23 protein-coding genes are annotated in these 26810 nt (G+C 46.2%); 3 read left to right on the forward strand and 20 right to left on the reverse strand.

Going from position 1 to position 26810, the window contains the following annotated elements; genetic code table 11:
- Positions 1–195: 195 nt before the first annotated feature.
- The 4 genes from V4U88_RS10905 to V4U88_RS10920 are packed head-to-tail and all read right to left on the reverse strand — an operon-like array spanning position 196 to position 3957.
- Positions 196–1173: a DUF5643 domain-containing protein gene (locus V4U88_RS10905; RefSeq protein WP_334073280.1), complete on the reverse strand. Its 978-nt coding sequence runs from the start codon at positions 1171–1173 to the stop codon at positions 196–198.
- Between the two features lie 35 nt (positions 1174–1208).
- Entirely contained in the window at positions 1209–2186 is a 978-nt protein-coding gene (locus V4U88_RS10910; protein WP_334073281.1) for a DUF5643 domain-containing protein, read from the reverse strand.
- Positions 2187–2207: 21 nt separating this feature from the next.
- Complete coding sequence (locus tag V4U88_RS10915) at positions 2208–3413, reverse strand: DUF4179 domain-containing protein (RefSeq protein WP_334073282.1); 1206 nt, start codon at positions 3411–3413, stop codon at positions 2208–2210.
- Positions 3400–3957, reverse strand: a complete 558-nt coding sequence (locus V4U88_RS10920; RefSeq protein ID WP_334073283.1) for a sigma-70 family RNA polymerase sigma factor — start codon at positions 3955–3957, stop codon at positions 3400–3402. The genes V4U88_RS10915 and V4U88_RS10920 overlap by 14 nt, the downstream gene beginning before the upstream one ends.
- 230 nt (positions 3958–4187) lie before the next feature.
- Here V4U88_RS10920 and hcp point away from each other — a divergent pair, with 230 nt between their 5' ends.
- Positions 4188–5873 carry a hydroxylamine reductase gene (gene hcp, locus V4U88_RS10925; protein WP_334073284.1) on the forward strand — a complete coding sequence of 562 codons (1686 nt, stop codon included), beginning with the start codon at positions 4188–4190 and terminating at the stop codon, positions 5871–5873.
- A 120-nt stretch (positions 5874–5993) separates the two neighbouring features.
- Here the strand turns inward: hcp and V4U88_RS10930 are convergent, their stop codons facing one another.
- The 12 genes from V4U88_RS10930 to V4U88_RS10985 all read right to left on the reverse strand — a co-directional run bounded on the left by V4U88_RS10930 (position 5994) and on the right by V4U88_RS10985 (position 20367).
- Positions 5994–6857 (reverse strand): ABC transporter ATP-binding protein, encoded by an 864-nt coding sequence (locus V4U88_RS10930; protein ID WP_334073285.1) that lies wholly within the window; start codon positions 6855–6857, stop codon positions 5994–5996.
- Positions 6858–7028: 171 nt separating this feature from the next.
- On the reverse strand, positions 7029–7850 hold the full coding sequence (locus V4U88_RS10935; protein WP_334073286.1) for a TlyA family RNA methyltransferase: 822 nt from the start codon (positions 7848–7850) through the stop codon (positions 7029–7031).
- 661 nt (positions 7851–8511) lie between these two features.
- Positions 8512–9405, reverse strand: a complete 894-nt coding sequence (locus V4U88_RS10940) for a carbohydrate ABC transporter permease (RefSeq protein ID WP_334073287.1) — start codon at positions 9403–9405, stop codon at positions 8512–8514.
- Between the two features lie 12 nt (positions 9406–9417).
- Positions 9418–10332 carry an ABC transporter permease gene (locus V4U88_RS10945; protein ID WP_334073288.1) on the reverse strand — a complete coding sequence of 305 codons (915 nt, stop codon included), beginning with the start codon at positions 10330–10332 and terminating at the stop codon, positions 9418–9420.
- A gap of 65 nt (positions 10333–10397) precedes the next feature.
- Positions 10398–12128 (reverse strand): sugar ABC transporter substrate-binding protein, encoded by a 1731-nt coding sequence (locus tag V4U88_RS10950; RefSeq protein ID WP_334073289.1) that lies wholly within the window; start codon positions 12126–12128, stop codon positions 10398–10400.
- Positions 12129–12395: 267 nt separating this feature from the next.
- On the reverse strand, positions 12396–14042 hold the full coding sequence (locus V4U88_RS10955) for an extracellular solute-binding protein (protein ID WP_334073290.1): 1647 nt from the start codon (positions 14040–14042) through the stop codon (positions 12396–12398).
- A gap of 27 nt (positions 14043–14069) precedes the next feature.
- Positions 14070–15491, reverse strand: coding sequence for a response regulator transcription factor (locus V4U88_RS10960; protein WP_334073291.1), 1422 nt, complete (start codon positions 15489–15491; stop codon positions 14070–14072).
- 3 nt (positions 15492–15494) lie between these two features.
- Positions 15495–17195: a sensor histidine kinase gene (locus tag V4U88_RS10965; RefSeq protein WP_334073292.1), complete on the reverse strand. Its 1701-nt coding sequence runs from the start codon at positions 17193–17195 to the stop codon at positions 15495–15497.
- Positions 17196–17509: 314 nt separating this feature from the next.
- A complete protein-coding gene (locus tag V4U88_RS10970) occupies positions 17510–18733 on the reverse strand; it encodes an FAD-dependent oxidoreductase (protein ID WP_334073293.1) in 1224 nt (407 codons plus the stop codon).
- Between the two features lie 20 nt (positions 18734–18753).
- On the reverse strand, positions 18754–19302 hold the full coding sequence (locus V4U88_RS10975; RefSeq protein ID WP_334073294.1) for a YeeE/YedE thiosulfate transporter family protein: 549 nt from the start codon (positions 19300–19302) through the stop codon (positions 18754–18756).
- 35 nt (positions 19303–19337) lie between these two features.
- Positions 19338–19565: a sulfurtransferase TusA family protein gene (locus V4U88_RS10980; protein WP_128632914.1), complete on the reverse strand. Its 228-nt coding sequence runs from the start codon at positions 19563–19565 to the stop codon at positions 19338–19340.
- A 112-nt stretch (positions 19566–19677) separates the two neighbouring features.
- Entirely contained in the window at positions 19678–20367 is a 690-nt protein-coding gene (locus V4U88_RS10985; protein ID WP_334073295.1) for a YeeE/YedE thiosulfate transporter family protein, read from the reverse strand.
- 172 nt (positions 20368–20539) lie between these two features.
- Here V4U88_RS10985 and V4U88_RS10990 point away from each other — a divergent pair, with 172 nt between their 5' ends.
- Positions 20540–21427 carry a LysR family transcriptional regulator gene (locus V4U88_RS10990; protein WP_334073296.1) on the forward strand — a complete coding sequence of 296 codons (888 nt, stop codon included), beginning with the start codon at positions 20540–20542 and terminating at the stop codon, positions 21425–21427.
- Positions 21428–21437: 10 nt separating this feature from the next.
- On the opposite strand, the gene V4U88_RS10995 is transcribed toward V4U88_RS10990, so the two are convergent.
- Positions 21438–21665, reverse strand: a complete 228-nt coding sequence (locus V4U88_RS10995) for a sulfurtransferase TusA family protein (RefSeq protein WP_334073297.1) — start codon at positions 21663–21665, stop codon at positions 21438–21440.
- The gene (locus V4U88_RS11000; RefSeq protein WP_334073298.1) at positions 21662–22573 is read right to left on the reverse strand and encodes a LysR family transcriptional regulator; all 912 of its coding nucleotides are present in this window, start codon (positions 22571–22573) and stop codon (positions 21662–21664) included. Before V4U88_RS11000 ends, V4U88_RS10995 begins: the two co-directional genes overlap by 4 nt.
- Positions 22574–22708: 135 nt before the next feature.
- Between V4U88_RS11000 and V4U88_RS11005 the strand changes: the two genes are divergently transcribed.
- Positions 22709–23734 (forward strand): YeiH family protein, encoded by a 1026-nt coding sequence (locus V4U88_RS11005; RefSeq protein ID WP_416367205.1) that lies wholly within the window; start codon positions 22709–22711, stop codon positions 23732–23734.
- Between the two features lie 113 nt (positions 23735–23847).
- Here V4U88_RS11005 and V4U88_RS11010 read toward each other — a convergent pair whose 3' ends face one another.
- Both V4U88_RS11010 and V4U88_RS11015 read right to left on the reverse strand, forming a co-directional pair.
- Positions 23848–25644, reverse strand: coding sequence for a polysaccharide deacetylase family protein (locus V4U88_RS11010; RefSeq protein ID WP_334073299.1), 1797 nt, complete (start codon positions 25642–25644; stop codon positions 23848–23850).
- A gap of 451 nt (positions 25645–26095) precedes the next feature.
- Positions 26096–26803: a 5'-methylthioadenosine/adenosylhomocysteine nucleosidase gene (locus tag V4U88_RS11015; protein ID WP_334073300.1), complete on the reverse strand. Its 708-nt coding sequence runs from the start codon at positions 26801–26803 to the stop codon at positions 26096–26098.
- Positions 26804–26810 lie beyond the last annotated feature (7 nt).

Genomic DNA, 26810 nt, shown 5'->3' on the forward strand with positions numbered 1-26810 from the left:
TACTCTCCTCTTTATATTGGCATGAGGTGCAATTCTTGATCCGAATATTGTTTACTCTGAAACAAAAATATCACGATTTCTCTGGAGAATCAATAGCAAAAATAAATTGCAGCGTTGACACAGAAGCTGCTGCGCAAAATAAACAAGACTACAGACCGGGGCCCCTTACAAGAGGCCCCGGTCTGTAGTTTCCTATCACTTCACTTTTACCGTCATTTCCAGTTCTTTTATCTCTTGTTTCACGATCTCGCCGTTTTCGTCCAGTTTAAACGCTCCGCTTGTCGCTCCGGGTTCCACAAATTCAGGTTTGTAGGCCTTCACCGTAATCGACTTCACGTTTTTTCCCAACGGGCCGAGCAGGCAATTGTAGTACATATCGCCAGCTTTGTTGTTCTCGTCGGTACCAAAGCTCGAAAGATCGTCCAACCGGTTGCCTTGATCATCCACAAATTCATACATGAAATCGGAAGGCTTGCCCTTTTCAAAGCCTTTCTCGATCAACTGAATTCGGGTTGAGGTGGAGGTTGCGTTTAATTGGCTCAGAACGACGGTACGACTGCCCAATTTTTTACTTACATTCGGCTTCAAGACAATCGGTTTAGCCGCGCTTTTTTGCATCGAGTGGATAAAAGTATAAGGCTTATCCACACCTTCCAGGGTGATCTTCGCCGTCAGTTTGAACTTGTTCGGGAAGGTATACTGTTGACCGCCAAGCCAGGAGGGATCGGACACTTGAATGACAGCCTGATCCGGCATCCCCCCCTTAGCCCAATCCAGGGCCGGTCTTTTGCTCATCCTGCCTCCGCCCTGTTTAAAAATGTCTTTGCCATCAATGAGGATCTGCACATCTTTGATCGCGCCCTTCTCCCTGAGCACATCCTGGGTCTTTTCGTCAAATTTAGAGTCGGTGATACCGCCGACCAAATTCTTGCCGCTGCGCTTCAGCGAAATTTTAATGTAATTTCCGTCATAAATGGCCTCGCTCACACCGAGCGTAATGCCGTTCTGCGTAAGTTCCGCCGCTTTTCCCGCCTTCTGCGCCGCGGCGCTATAGCCCGCCTTGGCCTGAGCCGCCGAAGCGTGAACGTCCGTTGATGCCGTCACCCATCCCGCCCCGCCAAGAAGCATCCCGGCTAGTGCGGCGGTGGTCATCACCTTATAAACCTTCTTCATCTTATAATCCTCCAACTCACATAATTACTATTTAACTACTTCACGTTAACCGTCATTTCCAGTTCGTTCACATATTGTTTAACAATCTCGCCTTTTTCGTCCAATTTAAAGAGTCCGCTTGTTGCCCCCGGTTCCGCATATTCGGGTTTGAAGGCCTTTATCGTAATCGACTTCGCGTTTTTCTCCAGAGCACTCAGCACAAAATCATGGTACATGTCGCCGTCTTTGTTGTTCTCATCAGTGCCCATTCCTGAAAGAGTTTCCAGCTTACGGCCTTGATCATCCGCAAATTCAAACATGATGTCGGATGGCTTGCCCTTTTCATAGCCTTTCTGAATCAACTGAATACGGGTAGAGGTCGAGGTCAGGTTCAATTTGCTAAGGTTAAAAGTCTGCTTACCTGATGTTTTCGTTAAATTCGGCTTCAGGAGCATCGGGGATCCCGTGCTTTTTTGCATCGCCAACTCAAACGTGTACGGTTTCTCCACGCCTTCCAGGGTGATCTTGGCGGTCAATTTGAACTTGTCCGGGAAGGCATACTGTTGGCCGCCGAGCCAGGAAGGATCGCTTAATTCAACGATAGCAGCGTCTGGCGTAGGGCCTGGCCGCCAACCCAAGCCCGGTCTTTTGCCGAGAGATCCTCCACCGATCTCATAAATGTTTTTGCCGTCAATAAAGATCTGGATATTCTTGATTGCCCCCTTCTCCCGGATCAGATCCTGGGTCTTTTCGTCAAATTTGGAGTCGGTGATGCCGCCGACCAAATTCTTGCCGCTGCGCTTCAGTGAAATTTCAATGTAATTCCCGTCATACTGTGCCTCGCTTACCCCAAGCGTAATCCCGTTTTGCGTAATCTCGGGCGTTTTTCCCGCCTTCTGCGCCGCGGCGCTGTAGCCCGTCTTGGCCTGAGCCGCCGAAGCATGAACGTCCGTTGATGCCGTCGCCCAACCCGCTCCGCCAAGAATCATCCCGGCTAGTGCGGCGGTCGTCATCACTTTATACCCTTTTTTCATTATTTAAGCCCTCCAGATTTTCTATTTTGAAACTTCATATAATTTTTTCAATGCGGTCCGATCCACCGGGATGGTGATCTCCAGTTCTTTTATATAATTTTTGATAATTTCGCCGTCAGAACCTAGTTTGAATCTTCCCGAAACTGCCCCCGGGATCTCCATCTCAGGCAGGAACGCCTTAATCGTTACCGATGCCGGCACATCGGCAAATCGGTCGAACAAAAATTCGTTGATCATTTCCAATTGGTCATCGTTCTTGAATATTCCGACGCCGTTCACAAGATCGAGTTCTCTGCCTTGATCGTCCCAAAGCTCAAAGATCAAATGATGTCTTAAAAGCTTGGCCTCTTTATCGCTGGACAGGATGTTCAATTTTACTTTGGTTGTGATCGGGGTGAACTGGATTTGTTCGACCTTAACCTTATTTCCCTTCCACTCCCTCGTATCTGAGGAAGATAGCGCCAGAGTATCCGCGTTTTTACGAACTGGAAATTCAAAAGCGAAGGGCTCGGAAATGCCCTCCAGCCGGAATTCGAGCGTCAACTGAAACGCGTCCGGTAAAACGGGAGCCGTTTCGCCCTCTGAGGGAAAAGCCGTCAATTCGTAGATGGCCGAATTCGGATCGGAAGTCGGCTTCCCGCTCCATAGGATTTTTCCCCTGCCCTCATCGGTAATAATTGGAGTATTGTCGATCAATACATCTACTGAAGTAATCGCTCTCTCAGGGGAAAACTTTATTTCTCCATCTATAACCTCGTAGCCCATGATAGTCCCGCCTAACCCTCCGCCTTCGCGCGTTACGGCCAAAGATAACCGGGTTCCGTCATAGACCAATTGCGGAATGCGAAGCGTGACTCCCTCATGGGTCACGCTGGCATCGAGATGGGCTGCAAGCCCTTTTTCGTCCGCTGTCCGTAAACCCAGATCACCGGCCAGCTTGAAAATGCTGCCGATCAGCGGAATATTCTTCAGCGACTCTGCCATCGCCGGCGATACCATGGCGCCTCCCAGGCCTCCGACCAGAGCGATCACGGCGGCTGCGGCAGTCGATAAGACAACTATGCGGGTTTTGCGGAATCTAACATTCTGGCCGGTTCGAGTCTCCATCGGAAGGTCGGCCAGGGAGGCATAGACTTCATCCTGCCGGCGGCGAACGATTTCGGGGATCTCGGGCAGCGGTTGGTTGCCAAGTTCCCGCAGTTCTTTTTCAACATCAAATACTTTCATAAGCCAGCTCCCCCTTCCGAATCTGCTTTACTTCATCGGCCAATATGCCGCGAGCCCTGTGCAGGCGCGCTCTGACAGCTCCGTCGGAAATATCCAGCACACCGGCGATCTGTTTGATCGGCAAATCCTGATAATAAAATAAATGGATAACGATCCGCAGAGATTCATCCAGATTCTCCACGGCCTCCCGAAGATCGAGCTTCCGGCTGTCTTCGTAATAAGGCGCCGAGCGATCCGACTCCGCAACCTCCGGCAACTCCGCCATAACAACAGTTCTTTTGCGCATACGGAGCAGTTGGTTGCATTCATTGATCAGAATCCGGATAACCCAGGTTTTAAAATATTTTGGCTTTCGTAATGTCGCCAATGATTTATACGCCTTAAGCGTCGTTTCCTGAAACGCGTCCGCACAGTCTTCATCACGTCCCACAATGGACTTCGCCAAGCTGTACAGTTCGGGTTCCAGCCTCTGGAACAGCCGGATAAACGCCTCACGATCTCCCCGCTGCGCTCGCTTGACTTCCAGTTCCATATCTTGCTGCACGAATTTCATCTCCTTTTGAGGGCCCTCTGTAAGATTAGATGGACGAGTCAATCAAAATGTTATATCAGCGAAAAAAAAAGAATTTGTCAACTTGAAGACATTTGTTCTGAAGCCGCCCGGCTCCCATAAAATTGTGATTGAAATCACCAGTCCTTCCCACCTCCGGCGTTATGCTTCTGGATGTCAGGTACAGGTTTCTACTATATTTTTCCATAGGAGGTTGTTTTAAGATGACCACATCCGTATCCCCTGTTGGCACCCAGCAGCCATCCATGTTTTGTTTTCAGTGCCAGGAGTCGGCCGGAGGAACCGGCTGCACGATTAAAGGCGTTTGCGGGAAACCGCATGATGTCGCCAACCTGCAGGATTTGCTGATCTATGTATTGAAAGGCATATCGTTTCTTTCCATCGGGACACATCTTCCCGAAGCTTTGGAGCGGAAGGTGTCCGTCTTTATCATGGACTCGTTGTTTGCCACGATTACGAACGCCAATTTTGACCGCGATGTGTTCATCGCCAAAATCCGGGAAGCGCTCGCTCTGCGGGCCGACGTACGAAGCTATTGGGGCGAACGGCACTCCGGCAATGTGGGGACGCTTCCCGATGCCGCCGTTTGGCAGGCTGACGACGAAGCCTCGTTTGACGCCAAGTCCAAGCAGGTCGGGGTCCTCGCCACCGCCGATCCGGACATCCGCTCTTTGCGCGAACTGTTGACATATGGCCTTAAAGGCATGGCCGCTTACACGTATCATGCACTTCACCTGAACCATGCCGATGCGAACATCGACTTGTTTATGCGCCGCGCTCTCGCCGCCACTTTGGACGATTCCTTAACCGCGGACGATCTCGTCGCTTTGGTCATGGAGACGGGCCAGTTCGGCGTAGAGGCCATGTCCTTGCTCGATCGGGCCAATACCGGAACCTATGGGCATCCGGAAGTAACCCGGGTGAATATCGGCGTTCGCAACCGGCCGGGCATCCTCATTAGCGGACATGACTTGAAAGACTTGGAGGAACTGCTGCGGCAAACCGAAGGTACCGGGATCGATGTGTACACGCACAGCGAGATGCTGCCGGCCCATTACTATCCGGCTTTCAAGAAATACGAGCATTTCGTCGGGAATTACGGGAATGCCTGGTGGCAGCAAACGACGGAATTCGCCGCGTTCAACGGGCCGATTCTGATGACCACCAACTGTATCGTCCCGCCAAAATCAAGCTATATGGACCGCATATATACGACCGGTAACACCGGATATCCCGGTGTGCGGCATATTCCGGAAGGCCTGGAAGAGCAGCCGAAGGATTTCTCGGAAATCATTGCGCACGCCAAACGCTGTAACCCGCCAACCGAGCTGGAGAACGGCGAAATCGTCGGCGGCTTTGCCCATCATACCGTGACCGGGATTGCCGATCAGGTCGTGGATGCCGTGAAGACCGGGGCGATCAAGCGATTTTTCGTCATGGCCGGCTGCGACGGACGGATGAAGTCGCGCAACTACTATACGGAGTTCGCCCGGGAACTTCCCGGCGATACGGTCATTTTGACCGCGGGGTGCGCGAAGTATAAATACAACAAGCTCGATTTGGGTGAAATCGGAGGCATTCCCCGCGTCCTGGACGCCGGACAGTGCAACGACTCTTATTCCCTTGCCGTGATCGCTTTGAAACTGAAGGAGATCCTGGGCCTGGAGGATATCAACGAGCTGCCGATTTCGTACAATATCGCCTGGTATGAGCAAAAAGCGGTGATCGTACTGCTTGCCTTACTCTACCTCGGCGTCAAAAACATCCACCTGGGTCCGACGCTTCCCGCGTTCCTATCACCTAACGTGGCCAACATCCTGGTTGAGAAATTCGGCATCGGCGGGATTACAAACGTCGAGGACGATATGAACATGTTCCTGGGCGCGTAACACCAGATCATTCCAGTATGCAGGAAGCACAAAGAAAAGGCTACGATGAATGGGATCATCGTAGCCTTTCGTTTTGAAACGCCCGTTTCCTTTGCCGCTCAACACGCCAAGCGCCTGCAATTACTCAACCACATACCACTTTCTCTGGGCTTCAAACATTTTTTTATATTCGCCATCCCTACTAATAAGTTCACTGTGCTTACCATCCTGTACAACCCTGCCGTCCTTTAATACGATAATTCTATCGGCGATCTGAACCGAACCCAACCTGTGAGTCACGATGATTGCGGTTTTGTCTTGGCAGATTTCCGCAAAATCGTTATATAGGCGTGTTTCCTCCAAAGGGTCAATAGCTGACGTTGGTTCATCTAAAATCATCAATTGGCTATCCCTGAATAATCCGCGTGCAATAGCGATCCGCTGCCATTGACCGCCGGATAGCTCTATCCCGTCAAAATCTCGTCCAAGCCTAGTGTTTAATCCGTCTCTATAGCTTTCGTCTTTCAAAATCACCCCCGATTTATCGCAAATATCCATAAGCATCGCTTCATCTGTAGGCTTGTCCATCTGACTGATGATCAAATTTTCCCGCACGGTCATATTATATTTGCAATATTTTTGAAAGACAGCGGACGTATGATCATAACTCAAATTTTTAACAGGCATATCTCCATAAATGACTTCTCCTTTAGACGCCTCATATAACCCCATAATTACTCTGCATAATGTTGTCTTGCCGCTGCCGTTTTCACCGACGATCGCTAAAGTCTGGCCACTGGGTACCGTTAAACTGATATTAACCAAGGCCTCCTTGTCAGTCATTGGATAGCTAAAACTTACATTGCTCAATTTAATATCAACTTTTTGAGGCCTTGGCACCCTTTTTTCAGGTTTATTCCTCTCATTGACAAAGTCCAAGAAGTTTTCAACAGTTCCCACATTTTCAGATGCCCAACCGATCCTTTCGGAAACTAGTTCGCTCATAAAACTATAAAGTCTGTAAATCGAGGCCAGTACGGCCGCAAACGCGCATTTTGCCTCCAATGTTTAACATGCGTAGATTGTAAGAAAATACGCTAAGTCTCCAATATGTAGAGACTTAGCGTATTTTTAGTTGAATGATCTGTGATATTACCGTTCCATACGCAGATGCTCTTATTTACTATAAGCCTTTAGTTTGGCGGCCTCACTGACGGCAACATCGATATCTTTTCGGATATCTCTTTTTACAGAAGCTCCGCTCTGACCGAGCCATAGAAAAAACTCTTTCGTCCCTTTATTCCCAGTAACCGGACTGTTCGTAATACCCAAAATGCGGAGCCCGATATTTTCTGTAAAACTAACGAGATCCATGAGAATTTGTGGATATATACCCGGATCGTCTACTTTTCCCGATCTGCGGATTTGCGGGTCCGCAACCTCAAACAAAGGTTTTACCAAACATAGTATTTCCCCGGACGGCTGCAGCAGTCGAACAACAAGCGGAATCGCCTGTTTCAAGGACAAATAAGAAAGATCCAGTGTGGCGAATTCTGGCTCGGGCTTTAAATGCAGCTTCGTAACGGAACCAATATTTGTCTTCTCCATGTTAACGACTCGGGGGTCAAGCCTTAACTTACCCGCCAATTGACCATACCCAGCATCGATCGCATACACTTTAGCTGCACCGTGCTGCAATAAACAATCGGTAAATCCACCCGTTGAGGCTCCCGTATCCAAAGCGATTTTACCGGAAACATCGATTTGAAAATGCTCCAATGCGCCTTCAAGCTTAAGACCGCCTTTTCCGACATATTTCTGTTCATACCCTTTAATGGCTATCTCAACATCTTCTCTAACTTGCTCTCCTTCATAGACCGCAGGTCGGCCGTTAATCAACACCTTATTTGACATGACCCAACTGGCCGCTTCCTTCCGCTCCTCAAAAAAGCCCCGTTCCAGCAGCAATTGCCATAAAGGTAATTTTCGTTTGTTCAACCCATTCCGCTCCTCTTCTTTAAAGTCGTCATTCTGGACTTCGCAGAAGGCGGAGCTCTTATAGGCCGGTAGTAACGTTATATTTCAACTAATAAATGGTACATGTAGAATCAACTCCGAATACATATTTTCACTAAGTTAATTATTCATTTGCACGGAACAAAAGGTGCAAATGCACCACAAAAAAGAAACTATCAGTAATCAATCACATAATATCACAACATTTTCCATTAATATAGATGTATTTTTATATTATTACGCTTAAAAACCATCTCATTTGTAAAGTTATTACCAGGTTTTAATATTGCATTTGCACGTAAAACTTCATGTCAATTTTCGTTTATGCACAGTTTAATGCACATTATGTCATGTGCTTTAGTTATAGGAGGTTCCGAGTATGCAAAAAGCTCTTGAATTTCCACAGAGGAGATTCAAGAGCTCATCCATTCTCTAGTTGATGCGGTCGAGAGGACCGACCACGTTTTCGTCGCCCAATTTTCTGCAGCAAAGAAATACAAAATATCATATCCTCACAAGAGAGTCAACCTAAAAAACTAACCTGTGTTGTTGTTCCGCGATAATGTCATTATGGAACAGGAGTCATTAACTTTGACAAGAACAGAACTGGCATGCTGCACCCAATGATCGCCTCCGCCGGTGTTTATTCCTTTACCGACCCTACCACGATCCCGGTAACAAAATACTTTTGTAGCATCGGATATATCATTAGAAGGGGGACTACGGAGATGACGATTTTGGCCGCATTCAAGTTTCTGTTGGATATTTCCGTAATATTGGCTAGCGAACTCGAATTGGTCCCCTCTTTTACCAGATCCGAAATATTGATGCTCAATGACTGAATGTATGTCATTAATGGATAATTGCTCACTTTGGTCATATAAATCAAACCGCTGAAAAAGTCATTCCATGTCCCCACAATGCTAAACAAGGCTACTGTCGCTAGTGCCGGGACCGAAACGGGTACATAAACCTTCAGCAAGACCTGCATCGGATTTGCCCCGTCAATAACTGCCGCCTCCTCCAATGCCCGGGGCACTCCTATAAAAAAGTTCATGACGAGAATGACACTAAAAATGGGGACGGCTCCAGGTAAGACTAGTGCCCACACATTGTTAAGCAGATTCAGGTTTTTCACAATCAAATAGCCGGGAATCAGACCGCCACTAAACAACATGGCAAAAATCATTAAATTCATATACACATTTCTGCCTTTGAATTCCCTTTTCGATTTGGAAAGCGGGTATGCCATTAAAATGATTAGGATCATATTAAGAATCAACGCAAGTGCGACGCGAAGAACAGATATCCCGAAAGACCTCCAGAATTGAGCATCCTCTATAATTCTCGTATACGCTACCGTTGTAAATTTTACCGGCCATAATCCCACAGCATTGGCTGCAACGGCAGCGCTGCTGCTGAAGGAAATAGCTACGATATTCCACAGGGGAAGAAGACAAATAAGTGCTGAAAATATAACGATGGCATAGATTACAAACCGCCCAAACCGGGCTTTAAAGCCTGCATATTGCGTCATTACAACCGCCCCCTAGAATATCTTCCGATCTGTATATTTTTTGGCCAATTCGTTAGCGGACAACAATAGAACAATGCCAATGACTGATTTAAACAGACCTACAGCGGTTCCGAAACTGTATTGGCGCCCTACCAGACCGATACGGTATACATAAGTGTCCAATATATCTCCAGTCTCGTAGACGATGGGATTGTACAAGTTAAAAACCTGGTCAAAACCGGCACTCAAAATATTGGTGAGACTCATGACTCCCATAAGGAGAATAATAGGCAGCATCCCTGGAAGTGTAATATGCCACACCCGTTTCCACCAGTTGGCCCCATCGATGGCAGCCGCTTCATGGAGTCCGGGATCAATAGCTGTTATCGCGGCCAGGTATACGACCGAACTATATCCGAATTCCTTCCATACATCAGTTCCAATAAGTAACGGCTGAAACCAGGTGTTGCTTCCAAGAAAATTGATTTTCTCCAAACCGAAAAACGTTAAAATCTGGTTCACGTTCCCATCCAGATTAAACATGTTAACCACTACGGATGCTAAAACGACCCATGACAGAAAGTGAGGCAAATATACTATAGTTTGAACCGTCTTCTTTAAAAACCTGAGCCGGATTTCATTTAACAAAATGGAAAAAACGATGGCCGCAAGGGTTCCCAAAATAATTTTCCCAAGTGCGATTACCAAGGTATTGCTTATGATTTGCGCGATATCCGGTAGTTGGAACATGTATTTAAAATGCTTCAAGCCCACGAATTTCGATTCAAAGATGCCTTTGGCCGGTATATAGTTCTGAAATGCCATAACAATCCCAAACATCGGAATATAGCTGAATATGAGTAGAAACACCATTCCGGGAAGCATCATCATATGATACATGGCCCCCAGACCTAGCCGTTTTTTAGCCATACTGCCGTGCTGCTTCATAAATAGGCTCCTTTCATATACAAAGGGCTGCATCAGCAGCCCTATTTTGCTTTTTAGATAATTCCCTATTGCTTGTTTTCGGATACTTCTGTTTCAATTTCTTTGATAATCTGGTCTCCACCTTGTGCCTTCCAATTCGAAACAAAGGTATCGAAATAATCCAGTGGCTGATCGCCCATGATAATTCTGATAAAATCTTCTTGCTCCATTTTTTGCAAATTCGCCCAAGATTGCTGCATGCTCTCCGTGGTTCCGGAGAATACAGGAGTCACCCAGTTAAATTTGTTTTCTTTCGTGAGCTGGTCGATCAGACCGACGCCTTTCATGCGGGAATGATATTTCGCCCAATCCGTTACTTCCGCAGTGCCCGGGTTGGCCAAATATTTTTTGACACTCTCAATATTATTTTTGGATTCCGTTGTCCGTACTTCATCCATGGTGATTTCATCCTTGGCACCACGGGATATATCGGAGAAGTCATCCAACAGGGAGGTAGCCGAATTAATCTCGATGTTAAATGGTCTTGCGGAACCATCCACTGCGTCTTTCTGGTATTTGGCTACTTCCGGCATGGTCGTAGCAATATTTTTGTCGTTGGCAAGCTTATCATAAAACAGATTTACGATCTTAATCGCCAGTTCCGGATGTGCATATCCTTTCTTCACCACGATAAATTGATCGCTTGGATTGGCATGGGCCACATTGATTTTGCCATTTTCATCTTCCAAGGCATATGCTGTAAACACAGCGTTACCATCCATTTGTTTTACCGTGCTCAAGCCCCAATCCGGGATATGCCAAGGGCCGAAGGCAATGCCGCTTTGTCCACTCGTGAGAAGAGCCATGACTTCATCCCAAGTTCTTGTACCGAATTGTATATCTAGGATGCCTTGTTTATACCAATCAGCCAATACTCCTAAGGCTTGCTTGGTTCCCTCGGTGGTAGAACCATACACAACTCCTCCTTCCTTACCTTCAAGCCAATATTGAGGAAAGGCGGAATAAACATTGGCAATCGCCGTCATCGTATGGGCGGTTCCGCCATAATCATTTGAATTTAAATGGTTGATAAGAGGAATGCCAACGGGTTTCCCTGTCTTCCCTGGATCCTTTTCCACGAATGTCTTTGCCGTTGTTGTTAGCTCATCCAAAGTGATGGCGCCATCATGATCACTGTCAAGCTTTATTCCCAGAGAATCCAGCCAGTCTTGGCGAATCCAAACCATAGTCGGCGCAGAGTCCACGGATGTAGCCGGAATGGCCATTAATCGTCCATCAATCGTCGCATTGCCTAGAGCTCTACCCTTATAGGAATCATAAACTTGCTTAATCGTATCGGTAGCATATTTGTCATACACTTCGGTTAAATCTTCAATCAATTCATTATCAACCAATTCCTTCAAATCTTGTTTGGAATTCACACGCATCATATCCGGTAATTCTCCGGAGGCGATGGCAAGAGCAACCTGTCTATTGTATGCATCGCCATTACTTTCAAAAGCATCTTTGATGGTTACATTAAATTGTTCCTTTACGAGCCGCGTATAAGCATTATTCTCATATGTATCACCTTGAGGCAATTTAGGATTCGGCGCCGTAACCCGGCCCAAATTCACTACAACCTCATCCTTATAGGCACCAAACGGGTCTACCGCCGCGGTTTCATTCCCCGGTTTCTGCGTCTTATTTTGTGAACTATCACTATTCGATGAGTTCCCACATGCCGTTAAGGAATAAATCATGACTGCTGACATGGTTATTGCTGCAAAACGCTTTAAAAATGTGCTTCTTCCCATCTTATTTACGACCTCCCATAAAAACTATCAGTTTTTGAATTCGCTTTCATTATAAGAGAGAATTCGTTGGGCCGAGATAGATGCGAGTTGGGGATTTAGGTAGACAATTGTACGCAGTTTTCTTAATCAAGATTAAATTTTAGCTGTAGTCTTCAACATTACTCCCCCCTTCGTCGTACAAATGTCTACCTCGGTGCCTTAAGCTTTATAAAAAAAACGGCTGCAAAACCCACGATACTTCGTGCTGTTTACGGCCGGTTATTTCTGTTACTTTATAGATGGTTTCATTTCCTCAATAATTTGATGACCGCCCCGTTGCTTCCAATCCTCAACAAATTGGTCAAAGGAGTCGACCGGTGCTGAACCCATTATGATCTTCAAAAATGCTTCATGTTCAAGTTTAATTAATTCGTCCCATTTTTCTTTCGCCGTTTTGGTTCGTTTATAAGAAAGGCTTTGAATTTCGTTCAGGTTGGGATCAAAGAAATTTCTCCCTCCCACAAGTAGGGAATAAGTTCGCATAAAACTCGGATCGTCTTGATTCCAGTACTGTATAGCAAGGTTACTATAAGGTTCCAATTTAACTCTTTTAATCGTCTTCACCGTGTTTTTTAGCAACTTATATTCCGGCTTGTCCAGGAAATCTTCCGGGTTCTTGGTTCCTGCCAAAACTTCCTGCGCAGCCTTAGTCTCGAACTTCGCCTCATCCATCGGGGCAATGAAGTTTCGAATCAACATGAATTCGTTTCCCAACCGGGATTCGTCTTCAAGGTAAAGATTATTCATCTTTATTGCAGCTTCCGGATAGGCATACCCTTTACGTACAACAAGAAAAGAGTGGGAGGGATTGGATATTTTTATATTATATTTTCCCTTCGCATCTAGCGGCAATGCATAGGCCTGCCAATTCGCATCCGGATCATTCTTCCAGGCGCTCGGCAACGGCCAATACCCTCCAAAGAAACCTTGAAAGAACATCCCGGCTTTGCCGCTTATAACCACATCCTCCGGTGCTTTGCGGCTGCCTAATTCCGGATCAATCAAACCTTCAAGGTACATTTCCCGCAGGTTAGCAAGCGCTACTTTGGTTTCCGGGAGAATTGACCCATAGGAAAGATTTCCACCAGCATCTTTTAACCAATATCCCGGATAAGCATTGTAGGCAGAAAATATCGGAGTCAGGTCAAAGGCGAACGACCCGATGCTGAAATCGTTATATAACCCCGTGCTTGCGGCAAGGCCTATAGTATCCGCCAATCCGTTTCCGTCAGGATCTTGTTCAACAAAGGCCTTCGCGACTAGCTTCAGTTCATCCATGGTTTTCGGGGGGGTTAACCCAAGGCGGTCCAGCCAATCTTGCCGAATCCAGAGCATACTGAAATCTTCAGATGCTACAGATGGAATAGCCATCATTTTTCCGTCGTAGATCACTCTATCCAAGGCAAAACCTTGGGTACTGTCTATAATTCGCTTCATTTCGGGAGAGGCATAATTTTCATACACTTTGGTCAGATCTTCAATTTCTTCGGCTTTCACCATCTCCTCCAGTTGAGCCTGATTTACAATGACTGCATCGGGGAGATCAGAACTAGCTATGGCCAAGTTTATCTTCTGGTCAAAATTTTGTTTGGAGACCTGCCACGCCACATTCATTTCAATATTAAGACGTTCTTTAATCTCTTTCCTCCAGGGATTGTTTTCCAGCGAATTTCCATTCATGGGTTTCAAACTCGGGTCAACGATATAGCCCAGCCGAATCTCGACTGGCTCTGGATACTTGCCAAAGGGACCGGCAATCGTAGTAGAATCCGGCATTCCACCAGATCCATTATGGCGATTCGGAGAATCTGATTGGCCGGAGCAGGCAGATAATAGGGAGGCGGCAAGAATAAGCGGAATAGTTCTTTTTATCATGAAAATACCTCCTAAGATTCCCAAGTATTACTCTCCCCTTGTTTTGTTATCCTTCCGATGAACCTGTCGATATTCACTTGGAAGCATACCCGTTAATTGTCTAAAGGTTCTGCTAAAGTACTTTTCGTCTGCGTAGCCTGTTTGTTCCGCGATCCAGAATATCGTGTTGTTGGTATTCAACAAATACTCTTTTGATTTTTCGATCCGGATTGACCTGGAGTACTCATTGAACGTTTGACCCATCATTTCTTTAAAACACTGGCTAAAATAGCTGCGGCTAATGTTCAGTTCTTGCGACAATTTGGATGCGGTAAGCGGACGACTCACCTCATGCTGCAGCATCAAGACCGCTTTCTTTACGCAATCCACAATCTCCTGGGAATATGAAGTAAACTCGGCTGATTTGCGTATGATTCTTCGAATTTCATCCATCCATTGTTTCACCTGATACCAGGAGTTAATAGAATGAATCATCGGGATTTTCCCCAGATTGGTATTTGCGAATAAGTGATTCCATTCCATTACAAGAGAATAAAACAACCCTGTTAATTGGCTTTTGCGCATTCTTAGCGACTGGATTTGTTCAAGAAATCCTTCATAGCAGCTATCGTTATAGGACCAGGGTGAAGAAAGCCAAATGTCTTTAATCCTATTCAAATCTTCGTCTTTCAGATCCTGGGTGACAGGAAGTTTTTCTTTCATAGAGACATAAAAATAAGGATTGCCCGGTACATATTCATAAAATACTACCTTTTCTATATACTCTGTGACCCATTTCTGAATCTCTTTCCAGGGGAATCCATGAATATGCGATAACGTAAGCAGGATCCCCTCCGGGACCGAAGATACTTTATCCGACAATCTGGTCGATAAATCATTTTCGTTTCCCTTTGGAGCAACCCAAATCCAGTTGTTTCGCTCCAACTCCAATTTGAATTCACCGGATTTAAGCTCAATTTCAAACGGCCAGGCTTGATTGGATTCGCGATCCATGGATACCAGCACATATGCCTCATGAAAGTCTGTATTCTTTTCATCAAAATCAATATTTTTTCGCTCGAGCGTCTTCAGTTCTTTAATACGTCCTGCTATTCGGCCCAATACTTCTTCAAACTGTTCCTTCTCCAATTCCACCTTGGCTATATAATCAATTGCACCTAATCTAAGTGCTTCCTGGATAAAATCAAAATCCTGGTGTAGCGTCAACACCACAATGTGGAGGCTTTGGTACCGTTGTCTGGCAATTCGCATTAACTCTATTCCTGACATGACAGGCATGGCTAAGTCGGTCAATAGCAAATCAACAGGATGCGATTCCAGAAATTCAAGAGCTTTCTCTCCATTATTGGCTTCTCCTATGACCTCCATGTCAAAATCTGCCCAGGGCATCGCGGACATGAGTCCTTTCCGAACAAGTTTATCATCATCTACGATAAGAACTCTGATCATACGTTATTCCTCCCGATCTAGGGGCAGGATCAACAGTACTTTTGTACCGATGTCCATCTCGCTAGTTATCTCCAATTTGGCCCTCTCCCCATACTTTGCTTTTAACATCCGGCGCACATAGTTTATTCCAATCCCCATCCCCACCTTATTTTGCTCTACAGTCTGGCTGTTCAACAATCTTTGTATCGTCTCATCAGACATTCCGGCCCCGTTATCTTGAATACAAATTTGTATATCTTTTTCAAGCTTAACGTCAATTTCAATAAATCCATCGTCATTTAAACCGTGATAGAGCGAATTTTCGACCAGAGGCTGAAGTATAAATCGAGGAACAGGCATTTTAAGCACTTCCTCGTCCGCTTCAATCCGTACGTTAAACTGAAAATCATAACGAATCTGTTGGAGTATCAAATACTGTTTTAAAGCATCCAATTCTTCCTCCATTGTTGAGACTTGCCCAAGCTTCCCCAAATTATAATAAAGTAGCTTGTTTAAAGATTGCACAAGCCGGTCAATCTCATGTTGTCCATTCATCAATGCCAGCCAATGAACCGTATCCAGCGTATTCATCAAGAAGTGCGGATTGATCTGATATAACAGCTTCTCCACTTCGAGGTCTACCCTTTTTTTCTCCTTTTGCTCTACTTCTTTAAATAAGTAGCCTATCTGATCCCGCAATTCCGAAAATTTAATCAACAAAAAATCAAATTCAGGAATTTTCGTATATGCTCTGTGTTTTGCAACCTGTGGATGCTGTGTCATCCATTTAATTTCCGCATGAAATAAATTCAGCGGTCTATACACCATTTTCCAGAGCAGCCAGGCGAGTAATAAGGTTAATGCAAGAAAAAACAAAGCAACAAGCATAATCTGGAACATCCACTGATTCTTCTCATGCTTATAATCCGAATCCGAAATGACGGAAACGACACTCCAACTCTGATTGGACTCCTGTTTGAACCAATGGTACCCGTTATAAGTTCCCTCCAAAGAACCGTTGAATACTGCGGATACGTCATCCCCCTGCTTAAAAACCCCCTGTTCTTCGCTATAAGCGATTTTCCCCTTTCCATTAACAATTAAATGGGAGAGTGTCCCCCCATATTCGTCATAATCCAGGATATTTTGCGTCAATCGAAATCCTGATTCCATATAAACATAAATGTCATCACGTTCAGGCAGCTCCACCTTACGGAGAGCGGAGAAAACAAATTGATTATCGTACTGGCTCATACTAATGTGAGGTCCATAATAGGTAATTCCATAAGATTGGAAAAGTACCGGCATTGAATCGGGAGAAAACTCTTCCTTAATAGGAAAATTTTCGAATTGGACTTCACCGTCATTTTTGAAATAATACAAAGTTAACCCAATATTAGGATTTGTAAAAGTAACTACACTCAGCTCACTCATGAGCTCCTCTCTCGATTCCATGCGTTGAAAAGGATCTTGATCTGGTTGCATTACTTTGTTCAATTGCTTTCCGATCGTCCCCTCGTAAGATAACTGTTGTGTTACATGCTTCAAGTTGGTTATCGAATTCTCCAACGAGTAGGTTACTTGTTTCAGATTGCTTTTTATTCCGTTGTCAATTTTATTGGCGAAAATGGAATCAATCGTATAGTACGATAAAATAAAAATACTTAAAAAAGGCGCGATCGAACTAAATAAAAAAAGCAAAAAGATCCTTCTTTTAAGCGTCATTCTTAATTGCTTCTCCTTCAAGTAATTTTTGGGAAACTTGGGTTCCGACAAATGTGGATGTATTGATTAGGTTTTATAGGATAGTTCACCATATATAATATATTGTTATTACAATGGCGTAAACGTTTACTACAAGAGATCCATCCATCACTTTCCTCCGTTCTGTACTCCCCACGCTGCACTGCGAGAAACACAAAGAAAAGGCTACGATGAATGAGCTCATTCATTGTAGCCTTTCGTTCGAAACAGGGATATAGTGATGTGGAGCCGAACAAGGACTTTTCGTAACCGCCATTAAGTAGAACGCGAATCTTCTAAGACAGAAGACGGTTTAAATGTTCTTCATTAATATTTTCAGTTAATATTCTCTGCATCTTCCCATCGGTGAAGTAAGCGACAGCCGGTACGATGTCTATGCCTAGCTTGCCGGCAAGTCCGGGCGACTTATAGACATCCACCTTGGTTACTCTCAATTGTGCCCCGTGAGCCTGCTCGAACTTCTCGATCAGCGGCAGCAGCTCGCGACACTTCGGTTCCGTAGCATTCCACAGGTAGACAACCGAAGGGTTACCGTGATTTAAAATCTGATTCTCATAAACTTCGCATTCCGAAATATATTTCTCTGCGCCGTAACCGGCAATTGCACCGTCTCCCACCGCCGTAGCGACCTGTTTCAGGAATTTATCGCATACATCGCCTGCGGCCAATACACCGGGTAAATTCGTCTCCATCTTCTCGTTGACGAGCACGTATCCGTTTCGATTCAGCGTGATCGACTCCGCAAATATTTCCGTATTGGGGATATATCCAATGAACAGGAAGCAAGTGTCCACTTTGACCGGCTGCAGCTCACCGGTTTTCAGATTTTTCAGCACGACAGTCTCCAGCCGTTCCTCTCCCTCAAAAGAATCGACCATCGTATTCCACATAAATTCCATCTTGGGATTGTCGAGAGCCTGATTTTTGGCGATTTCATTGCAATCCATTTTGCCATGATCATGCATCACGGACACGATCACTTTATCGGCAAATTTCGTCAGGAACATTCCCTCTTCAATAGCCGCATCCCCGCTGCCGATCACCATCACCGTTTTGCCCGTATTGGCCGCCGCATCACAGGTCGCACAGAAGGAAATCCCTTTATCGTACAAATACTTTTCTTCATTCTTGGCACCGGTCAATCTTGGCTTTCCCCCGCTGGCAATGATCACAACCTTTGATTCATAACGAATCCGGAACGTTTCCACCACCTTCACCTCGTCCGTCAAAGAAACCGCTTTGACATCGGTCATTTTAAAATCCACGCCAAATTTCTTCGCCTGTTTATGGAACAGGCTCATCAATTCCGTCCCTGTCGTCCCCTCGGGAAACCCGGGATAGTTTTCGATCTCGTTCGTATACGTGGCAAGACCGCCAACCAGTGTTTTTTCCAGAATCAGCGTCTTGAGTCTGGCGCGTCCGCAGTAAATTCCCGCCGTTAACCCCGCCGCACCACCGCCGATAATTACGACATCATAGTGCTCTGTTCTCTTCTCCATATGCCCGATCCCCCATCACACTACATAAAAAATTTAGCCAACAATTTGCTGCCGACAAAAGCGCCTACCAGCAGGAACAGCCAGAAAATCCAGCCGGAAAGCGACAGCGAAGAAATCGAAGTAAACAATGCCCCGATATTACAGCCGTTGGCAAGTCTCGCTCCGTAACCCATCAGCAAACCGCCGAGTATGGCTGCAAACACTTGCTTCAACGAACGAATCTTCTTCAGCTTAAATTCCGAAGCAAACAGCGTAGACAGCAAGGCCCCGAGAATAATGCCCAGATTACGAATCGATCCTCCATCGTTCAGAAAGCCTGCAGACAGCGTCTTTTGTGCCTTTTCCGAGCTGAAATACGCCCAGTTGTCCACATTGCCTCCGACGAGTTGATACATCCAGGCACCCCAATCCGCAAAGGCGCTCGTCACCCCCCACCCCTTCGAGAACACAGCAAGGTGGGCTGTTGCAAATACCGCGAGCAGCACGGCTCCGGTTACGTATGTTAACGGTTCTTTCAGCAACTTCTTATAAAAACGGTTAGAGGATATTTTCAACCAGAATGCGTTCACCTGTTAATTCCCCCCATCTTCCTCGTTCCGACATGCTATTTCGTCTTCTCGATCACAATTTCCCATTCGCCATCATCAATTTCTTCAATTTCCACGTTGTGGCCTTGCTTTCTCGCCCATTCCGGAACATTCTTCATCGCACAGCTATGGTCAATCGATACGACCAGCACGTCGCCAACCTTAAGCTCCTCCATCTTTTTCTCCGTTCTCATCAACGGAACCGGACAAGCCTCACCCATGCAATCCAACGTAAACTCTGCCATTTTCATTACCACCTTAACTTAGTATTTTTGTGAATCATTTCACTTTTTTTTCAAAACCAAAGATACCCTTTGTACCCAGGCTTAAGAGAAGCGACCTTCGCCCGCTGAGCTCTCACTCCGCACTGCCCATTTTTTTCTGCTGCCATTTGACAGAAGCAATGTAAAGCAGCAAAATAATTAAAAACTGAACCAGCAAGGCTCCCAACCAGCCAAACACATCAGGTAAAAACACCGCCGGCGCATCCTTTATCACCGCTGTCCGCCACCAGCCCATATCATGCGCTCCCCACAAAGAGCCAATGACAAAGAACACCAGAGAGAGCATCTGCATCGTAAAACCTTCCCCGACCCGCATCAACGTGCCAGAGGCACAGCCGCCGGCAATAACCATCCCGATCCCGAAAATAACGGCGCCGATGACCAATGCCAGGCTGATCTGACCGACATTGTCCATGCCCGGAATACGGTTGCCCGCTGCAAAGGCCGAGTATTTTATCGCCGTGAAGCCAATGGTTGCAAGAGAGCAAGCAATTAATACCGCTCTCGTCACGGATGTGCTCCCCGTAATCCATGGATCCCGCATGGAAGCCGTAAAACAAAACCGCGCTCTTTGCAGCACTACGCCAAACGCAAGCCCGAAAAGTAAATAGACCACCATTTTGTCATTGTATTGATTCAAATAGAAACCAAATCCAATGACGAGAGCCGTAGCCACAAGAGCGATCGGCAGTTGGCTCTTCTTCGGCTTTCTGGGTGCCCGGGCGCGAGTGGATTTCGCTGCGGCACCGGTGTTTTGCTCCATAAATAAACACCTCCAACTTTGAAGTCAATTACTATGTGAAAATAGTAACATGATTATGAGATCTGTGGTTATCTGCATTTTTGATGCTGCATTAGTTTTTTTTATAGCGATTTAATTATTGACGGGTTATGATATACAGTGGTCAAAGGTTGACAAAAGGGGGCGCATTCCAATGAATCTGGAAACGCTTAAATTATTTCTGGATGTTGCCAAGCTCAATAGCATTTCCAAAGCGGCGCAGAGATCGCACATCACGCAGTCCGCGCTAAGCCAACAATTAAAATCCTGGGAAACGACGCTGGGCACCGAGCTGCTGAAGAGAAGCAACAAAGGGGCGCAGCTTACGGAAGCTGGAGAAATTGCCCATAAATACGCGGCACAAATTTGTAAGCTGTATGAAGATATGGCCACCGAAATCGAACAATTCAAGTCTGTCCCATATCAACACCTATCGATTTACGCGGTCCCTGAAGTATGCAACTATGCACTGCCCTGTACTTTATTTGAAGTGAAGAATCACTTCCCCTGCTGCAATATTTCCTTAAACGAAGCGCTCAGCCCTCACGTTGAAGATCATATTTTACTTGAAGAAGGAGACATCGGCTTCATCTCCGGTCCACCCTCCAAGTCAGAGATCGTCTCGCATAAGGTATTTTCCGACCAAGTCATGCTCGTCTCCAGCAGCTCCAAGCCTGCTCCCGATGAGATTCATTTGGAAGAGCTGACCCGATACCCTCTGATCGGATCAACCCAGCTTGGCTGTGTTCAACGCTCGCTGGCGAGAGTCTTGACGGAAAACGTAAAGTTGAACATCCTCTACAACTTGGATTCCATTGAGGCCGTTAAGCTGGCTGCAATCAAAGGGCATGGCGCTGCGTTTCTTCCATATATGTCCATAAAAAAAGAGCTGTATTACAAACAGCTCAAACCGATCCATATTCGCGATCTCCAGGTTTACAATGATATTTATATGGTGAAGAGGCATCATCAAAAATGTAACCGCGATACCAAGCAACTTGTTCAGTTTATTGAGCAGACCTTGATTGATACGTTATGCTAAGATCCCAAGCTCAAGCCTCTATGCTGATCTCCCACACGCCATTCATCACTTCTTCGGCCGAGCAACGCAGCCGGGTCTGATCACAATATTCCGTAATCGATTTTCTCGCACAACTATGGTCTGTAAGCAGCAACACCTTTTCGCCGCGGCAAATCGCTTGATGATGCTTCTTAAGCATCAATACCGGCACCGGACAAACTTCTCCCATACAATCGATTTCGATCATATTTTGACTCACTCCTCACTAGACTCCTTGATAAGTCCAGTATTCAAATACTCCTTAAGCGTTTCAATAAACGTATTCAGCGCTTTGGTCCGGTATACCGAGCTGGTGACGAGGGTAAATTCCCGCTTAAACGGAAGCCCCCCCACTTTGAGCATTCCGATGTATCCGTTCGTCAGCTCCTTAGCAATGGCCCACCCTGACAGCAGACTGATCCCCAAACCGGCCTCAACCGACTCCTTGATCACCTGGGTACTTCCGAATTCCATGATCATTGTCGGAGTAAAATTATGCATTTCAAAGAAATGGTCTGCGGCCTGTCGGGTACCCGAACCTTCTTCCCGAAGAATCCATGTTTCATCCGCTAATTCCGAAAGGTGCAATTCACCGTCCTTTTGTAATAAAGGATGCGACGGTGAAGCAACGATGACCATATGATCCTCCGAAACGACCTCCGAATGCAATTGATGATTGTTGAAAAAACCCTCAATAATCCCAATATCCAATTGATATGAATTCACCAAATCGGTGATTTCTTTCGTGTTGTGAATAATAATGGAGGGTCTGATCAGCGGGTACTCTCTCTTCAGCTTGGCGATAATATGCGGCAAAATATATTCACCAAATGTATAGCTCGCGCCAATAGCAATCGGACCGCTGGCATGGCCCGCCAAATCATCCACTAAATCATGCATTCTTGTATAGAGGGCCAGGATTTCTTTTGCATGGTGGTAGACAATCTCCCCGGCTTTATTCATTCGCACGTGTTTATTGTTCCGCTCCAACAACCTGGCCCCTACCAACCGCTCCAGTGTTCTAATGTGTTGGCTGACGGCCGGCTGTGTCATATGCAGTTCCTCTGCGGCTTTCGTGAAATTTTCTTTTTCCACGACCTTCATGAATACTTCTAAATATTGATCCATCTCGAACACTTCCGCCCATATAAATTCACTTATTATCCCTATTATATATCGTTATTTTTCTTATGAATATGACGGAGGTACACTGGGATTGTGAAATTAATTTGGGGTGATGATATGGAAATCCAATGTGCAAATATGTTAAAAGAGAAAAAACTTCCTGAACCAAAAAAGAAAGCTTCCGCGGGCATGTTGTTTTCAGGGATTGCCTTCACTGTTGTTATTGCCGCAATGGGGTTCGCTTTATCACGGGTTCCCGGATTCGATCATGTTGGCCCGCTGGCCTGCGCGATCGTCATCGCGGTGATTTACCGGCAATTTTTCGGTTATCCGGAGGCATTACGGTCAGGGATTCAATTTTCATCCAAGCGTTTTTTACGTTTTGCGATTATCTTGTATGGTCTGAAATTAAACATAGATACTGTTCTTCACCAGGGTCTTCCCCTGCTTGTTCGTGATATGGCAGTCATCGGATTTGCGATTGTGACAACCGTTTGGCTGGGGAAAGTTCTCAAAGCGGAGCCATCATTAACCTTGCTTCTCGGGGTAGGAACCGGGGTCTGCGGTGCTGCGGCTATTGCCTCCGTATCCCCGATATTGAAAGCTGATGACGAGGACACCGCCATTGGAGTTGGCATTATAGCACTAGTAGGAACCGTTTTTTCAGTCGCTTATACCATTCTTCGGCCGTTTTTGCCGATTTCAGCCATCCATTATGGAATTTGGAGCGGAATCAGCCTTCATGAAATTGCGCATGTCGCACTGGCGGGGGCCCCTGCGGGACAGGATGCACTGGCGATTGCTCTACTGGCCAAATTAGGTCGAGTTCTGCTGCTGATTCCCTTATGCTTCATATTGATCTTTTGGATGAAACGGAAAAATTCCGGAAACAGTAGCGGTACGCGAATTGAATTTCCTTGGTTCCTTATCGGATTTATTCTGATGAGTCTATTTGGCAGTTACTGTTTAGGCAAGTACATTCCTGTTTCCCATGGGCTCATGAACGGCGTATCCAATCTGACGACCTTTATTCTCACAACCGCCATGGTCGGGCTTGGATTAAATGTAAATCTGCGCGACCTCGGTGCAAAAGCTTTTAGACCGCTCATGGCGATGTTAATCACTTCTATCGTGTTATCGGTTGTTACGTTTTTTATTGCTTAAGAAGCGAAATATCCCGGTTTACCTTTAAAGAATAAGCGGATTAGGAACAGAACAAGCTCCTGAATTGCCGCATGGACAATATCAGGAGCTTGTTTATAGTTATGGAGCGCGACCTAACCGTTTGTCTGTACCAACTCCATCATCATTTTTACAATTTCGACGCCATAGGAAGTAACACTCGCCCACGATCCGCCCAAAGCCTCCACCGTAACCGCCTTTCCCTGCAAAGCAGGAAAGTGCCTTGGGTCAGGTGTATCCGATTTCGGATAACCCGGCGCGCCGGCGTACAATGCCAGATGATCAATCTGCGCCTGAACCCCTTCCTCCCAACTGAAAAAGCGCTGATGCGCCGCATGATCCGTGTCGGAACCCCCTTCCTGGTTTTTTAAGCCGGCCGGATTATTAAACGTTTCATCCAAAATGCCTCCAAATTTTCCAAAGCCCGTCTCCTTTGCGGCCTGACAATACACGACCGTCGGATCGACTCCCGCTTTTAAAGCTTCCTCCCAAACAATATCCGCCAAATTTATAAACACATCCGTTGCCCCTTTAGAACTTGCCCATGCTTTAGCTTGCTGGACCGTAGCTCTTGGGGCGGACAAGATGTATGTATCGCCAGCAACGGCCCTTTCCTCGCCGTTATCTTCTACCGACTTCTCGTCATTTTCTTCTGCCGGTTTCTTGGAAGAAAGGGTAACGGTACTGTCTGCGGAGTTCCACGTCATGTCCATTCCGGCAAGTTCACTCACAAATCTTAAAGGGACATACGTTTTTTCCTTTATAATCATTGCGCTGGTATCCATCTGTATCTGCGCTTCATTGACCACAGCCACTTTGTCGCCAATCTTCAAATCGACATGTGTATTGTCCTTCGACAGAACCAATTGTTTCTGCTCCCCGCTTCCCTCCCATTTGACGCCAAAACCCAAGGATTCCGCCATGAATCTTACAGGCACCAGTATCCTGCTATTTTCATCGACATGTGGTTTCGCATCCGAAAATTCGACTTCCGTGCCATCGTATATCAAATGGATATTACGCTCTTCGGTACCGCTGTTTCTATTATTGGAGCCATCAGCATTAGCCGACGTCTCCTTGTCCTTATTCTGCGCAGCCGGTGAATTTGCGGCCTGTGAAGGGACGTCCTTTGAAGGAGCGGTCTGCTTTGCAGTATCGGGGGCCGCGGCTGTCGATCCGTCCAGATTATCAGCCAAACCGTTCAGCTCGGCCATCGTAACAAAAGTGTAGCCTTTAGACCGGTAGTAATCAATAATCTGGGGAAGCGCCTTAACCGTCTTATCCCGCTTTCCTCCCCCGGAATGCATCAGCACGGTGATCTTGTTGCCGGAGCTGGACTTCACCGTTTTGAGAATGCTGGCAACAGAGCTGCCCGCCGCCCAGTCCCGGGTATCGACAGTCCATAGAGCCTGTGCATGTCCCAGTGCCTGAATTTCTCCCTTCACCCGTCCCGATGTCGCCCCATAGGGAGGCCGCATCATGGTCGGGGCGGAGCCGGTAATCTCCCGAATCGCTTTATCCGTCTTTACAATTTCCTGGCGAGCCTTCTCTTTGCCAAGCTTGGTTAGTTCAGAATGGCTCCACGAATGATTTCCTAGAGCATGCCCTTCTTTTACGATGCGTTTCATCACATCGGGATACTGTTTAACCCTATTTCCTACTACAAAAAATGTACCCTTCACTTTGTAATCTCTTAAAATATCAAGCACTTTCCCGGTATATATTTTATCGGGCCCATCATCGAAAGTTAGGGCCACCATTTTATTGGCTTTATTTCCCGATGAGGAAACAGATCCTGCGGCTGCCGAGTAACCGGTTCCGGCTGAAATAAGTAGTAAAACGATCATTACGGTAGTAACAATGAGCCTGAATAGATGATGCCTTTGCTTCATGTAAATTGACCTACTTTCAATATATTAATCTAGTGAACATTTTGCATAACCAGAGTCTTCATGGGTAACGACTGATGAACATAAGAAATGGGCTTCTCCCGACTTGGAGAAAGTTTTCAGGGAACCCGACATATCCGCAAAATGCTCATGTACTGAAAAAGTATAGATTATTTTTTTCCAAAATGATAGAGAAGAACTTGTATACAACTTGTAACTTTTGAAAATAGGGATCAAAGGATGGGAGCGTTAAGGTATACGGAAATGAACCGCAGCAGCATATCCAATATGTACATCTGAACGCGAGCTTTCTATCGAGGTTATTTAAAAAAAGGACGGTATGACCATTACGAAATTATCCTTAACATACAAACCACATTACAGGAACGTTCCCATGTTAAAAAATGAAAAAGCGAGCATTAGCGGAAATCCTCCCACTAACACTCGCTCTTTCTCATCCAATGAAGCTGCTAACCAGCAGATCCGTAAAGTGCGCGGCATGAGCGGCAACGGCATCCAAATTATCATCGAAGCTGTCAGCCGTTACACCGCCATGTCCCGCGATATCCGATACCGCTTTTACAGCTAATACCGGTATTCCATATTGCGCAGCGGCCTGCACTATGCCGAGCCCTTCCATATCCGATACCTTGACGGCAGGGAAGGTTGATTTAACCCTTTCTACCCGCTCCGGTTCACTCATGAAGGAGTCCAAAGTCAATACTAATCCGAAATCAAGAGAATAGGGGAGTTCTGCCGCTGCCGCTACTCTTCTCGCCCGATCCAGCAAAGCTGCATCCAAATCGTATCTGGCCGGCATTTGCGGAACCTGTCCGGGTTCATACCCGAAGCAAGTCGCATCGACATCCCCATAAATGTACTGCGTTGCCACAACGACATGGCCTACGCTCAATCCTGCGCCAAATGCGCCGGCCGATCCGGCATTCAGAATCAGATCCGGCCGATGCCGTTCGATCAACAGCGTGGTTGCGACGGCTGCGTTGACCTTGCCGATGCCGCTTTCTACGAGGATTAGCGGTTTGCCCCGGTACACAGCTTCCTCAATGATAACCTTGCCTACTTGGGTCCTGGCCGTAATTTGCGCCTGATTGCGAAAGGGAGCCATCTCCTCCTCCATCGCCGTAATGATAGCAGTCCGCATGGAGCCT

The organism is Paenibacillus sp. A14 (assembly GCF_036864815.1).
Classification (GTDB): domain Bacteria; phylum Bacillota; class Bacilli; order Paenibacillales; family Paenibacillaceae; genus Fontibacillus; species Fontibacillus sanfengchensis.

Coding starts and splice junctions, on each gene's coding strand:
- V4U88_RS10905 (WP_334073280.1), bottom strand. CDS start 1,173: ATGAAGAAGGTTTATAAGGTGATGACCACCGCCGCACTAGCCGGGATG.
- V4U88_RS10910 (WP_334073281.1), bottom strand. CDS start 2,186: ATGAAAAAAGGGTATAAAGTGATGACGACCGCCGCACTAGCCGGGATG.
- V4U88_RS10915 (WP_334073282.1), bottom strand. CDS start 3,413: ATGAAAGTATTTGATGTTGAAAAAGAACTGCGGGAACTTGGCAACCAA.
- hcp (WP_334073284.1), top strand. CDS start 4,188: ATGACCACATCCGTATCCCCTGTTGGCACCCAGCAGCCATCCATGTTT.
- V4U88_RS10930 (WP_334073285.1), bottom strand. CDS start 6,857: ATGAGCGAACTAGTTTCCGAAAGGATCGGTTGGGCATCTGAAAATGTG.
- V4U88_RS10940 (WP_334073287.1), bottom strand. CDS start 9,405: ATGACGCAATATGCAGGCTTTAAAGCCCGGTTTGGGCGGTTTGTAATC.
- V4U88_RS10945 (WP_334073288.1), bottom strand. CDS start 10,332: ATGAAGCAGCACGGCAGTATGGCTAAAAAACGGCTAGGTCTGGGGGCC.
- V4U88_RS10950 (WP_334073289.1), bottom strand. CDS start 12,128: ATGGGAAGAAGCACATTTTTAAAGCGTTTTGCAGCAATAACCATGTCA.
- V4U88_RS10955 (WP_334073290.1), bottom strand. CDS start 14,042: ATGATAAAAAGAACTATTCCGCTTATTCTTGCCGCCTCCCTATTATCT.
- V4U88_RS10960 (WP_334073291.1), bottom strand. CDS start 15,491: ATGATCAGAGTTCTTATCGTAGATGATGATAAACTTGTTCGGAAAGGA.
- V4U88_RS10965 (WP_334073292.1), bottom strand. CDS start 17,195: ATGACGCTTAAAAGAAGGATCTTTTTGCTTTTTTTATTTAGTTCGATC.
- V4U88_RS10970 (WP_334073293.1), bottom strand. CDS start 18,733: ATGGAGAAGAGAACAGAGCACTATGATGTCGTAATTATCGGCGGTGGT.
- V4U88_RS10980 (WP_128632914.1), bottom strand. CDS start 19,565: ATGGCAGAGTTTACGTTGGATTGCATGGGTGAGGCTTGTCCGGTTCCG.
- V4U88_RS10985 (WP_334073295.1), bottom strand. CDS start 20,367: ATGGAGCAAAACACCGGTGCCGCAGCGAAATCCACTCGCGCCCGGGCA.
- V4U88_RS10990 (WP_334073296.1), top strand. CDS start 20,540: ATGAATCTGGAAACGCTTAAATTATTTCTGGATGTTGCCAAGCTCAAT.
- V4U88_RS11000 (WP_334073298.1), bottom strand. CDS start 22,573: ATGGATCAATATTTAGAAGTATTCATGAAGGTCGTGGAAAAAGAAAAT.
- V4U88_RS11005 (WP_416367205.1), top strand. CDS start 22,709: ATGTTAAAAGAGAAAAAACTTCCTGAACCAAAAAAGAAAGCTTCCGCG.
- V4U88_RS11010 (WP_334073299.1), bottom strand. CDS start 25,644: ATGAAGCAAAGGCATCATCTATTCAGGCTCATTGTTACTACCGTAATG.
- V4U88_RS11015 (WP_334073300.1), bottom strand. CDS start 26,803: ATGCGGACTGCTATCATTACGGCGATGGAGGAGGAGATGGCTCCCTTT.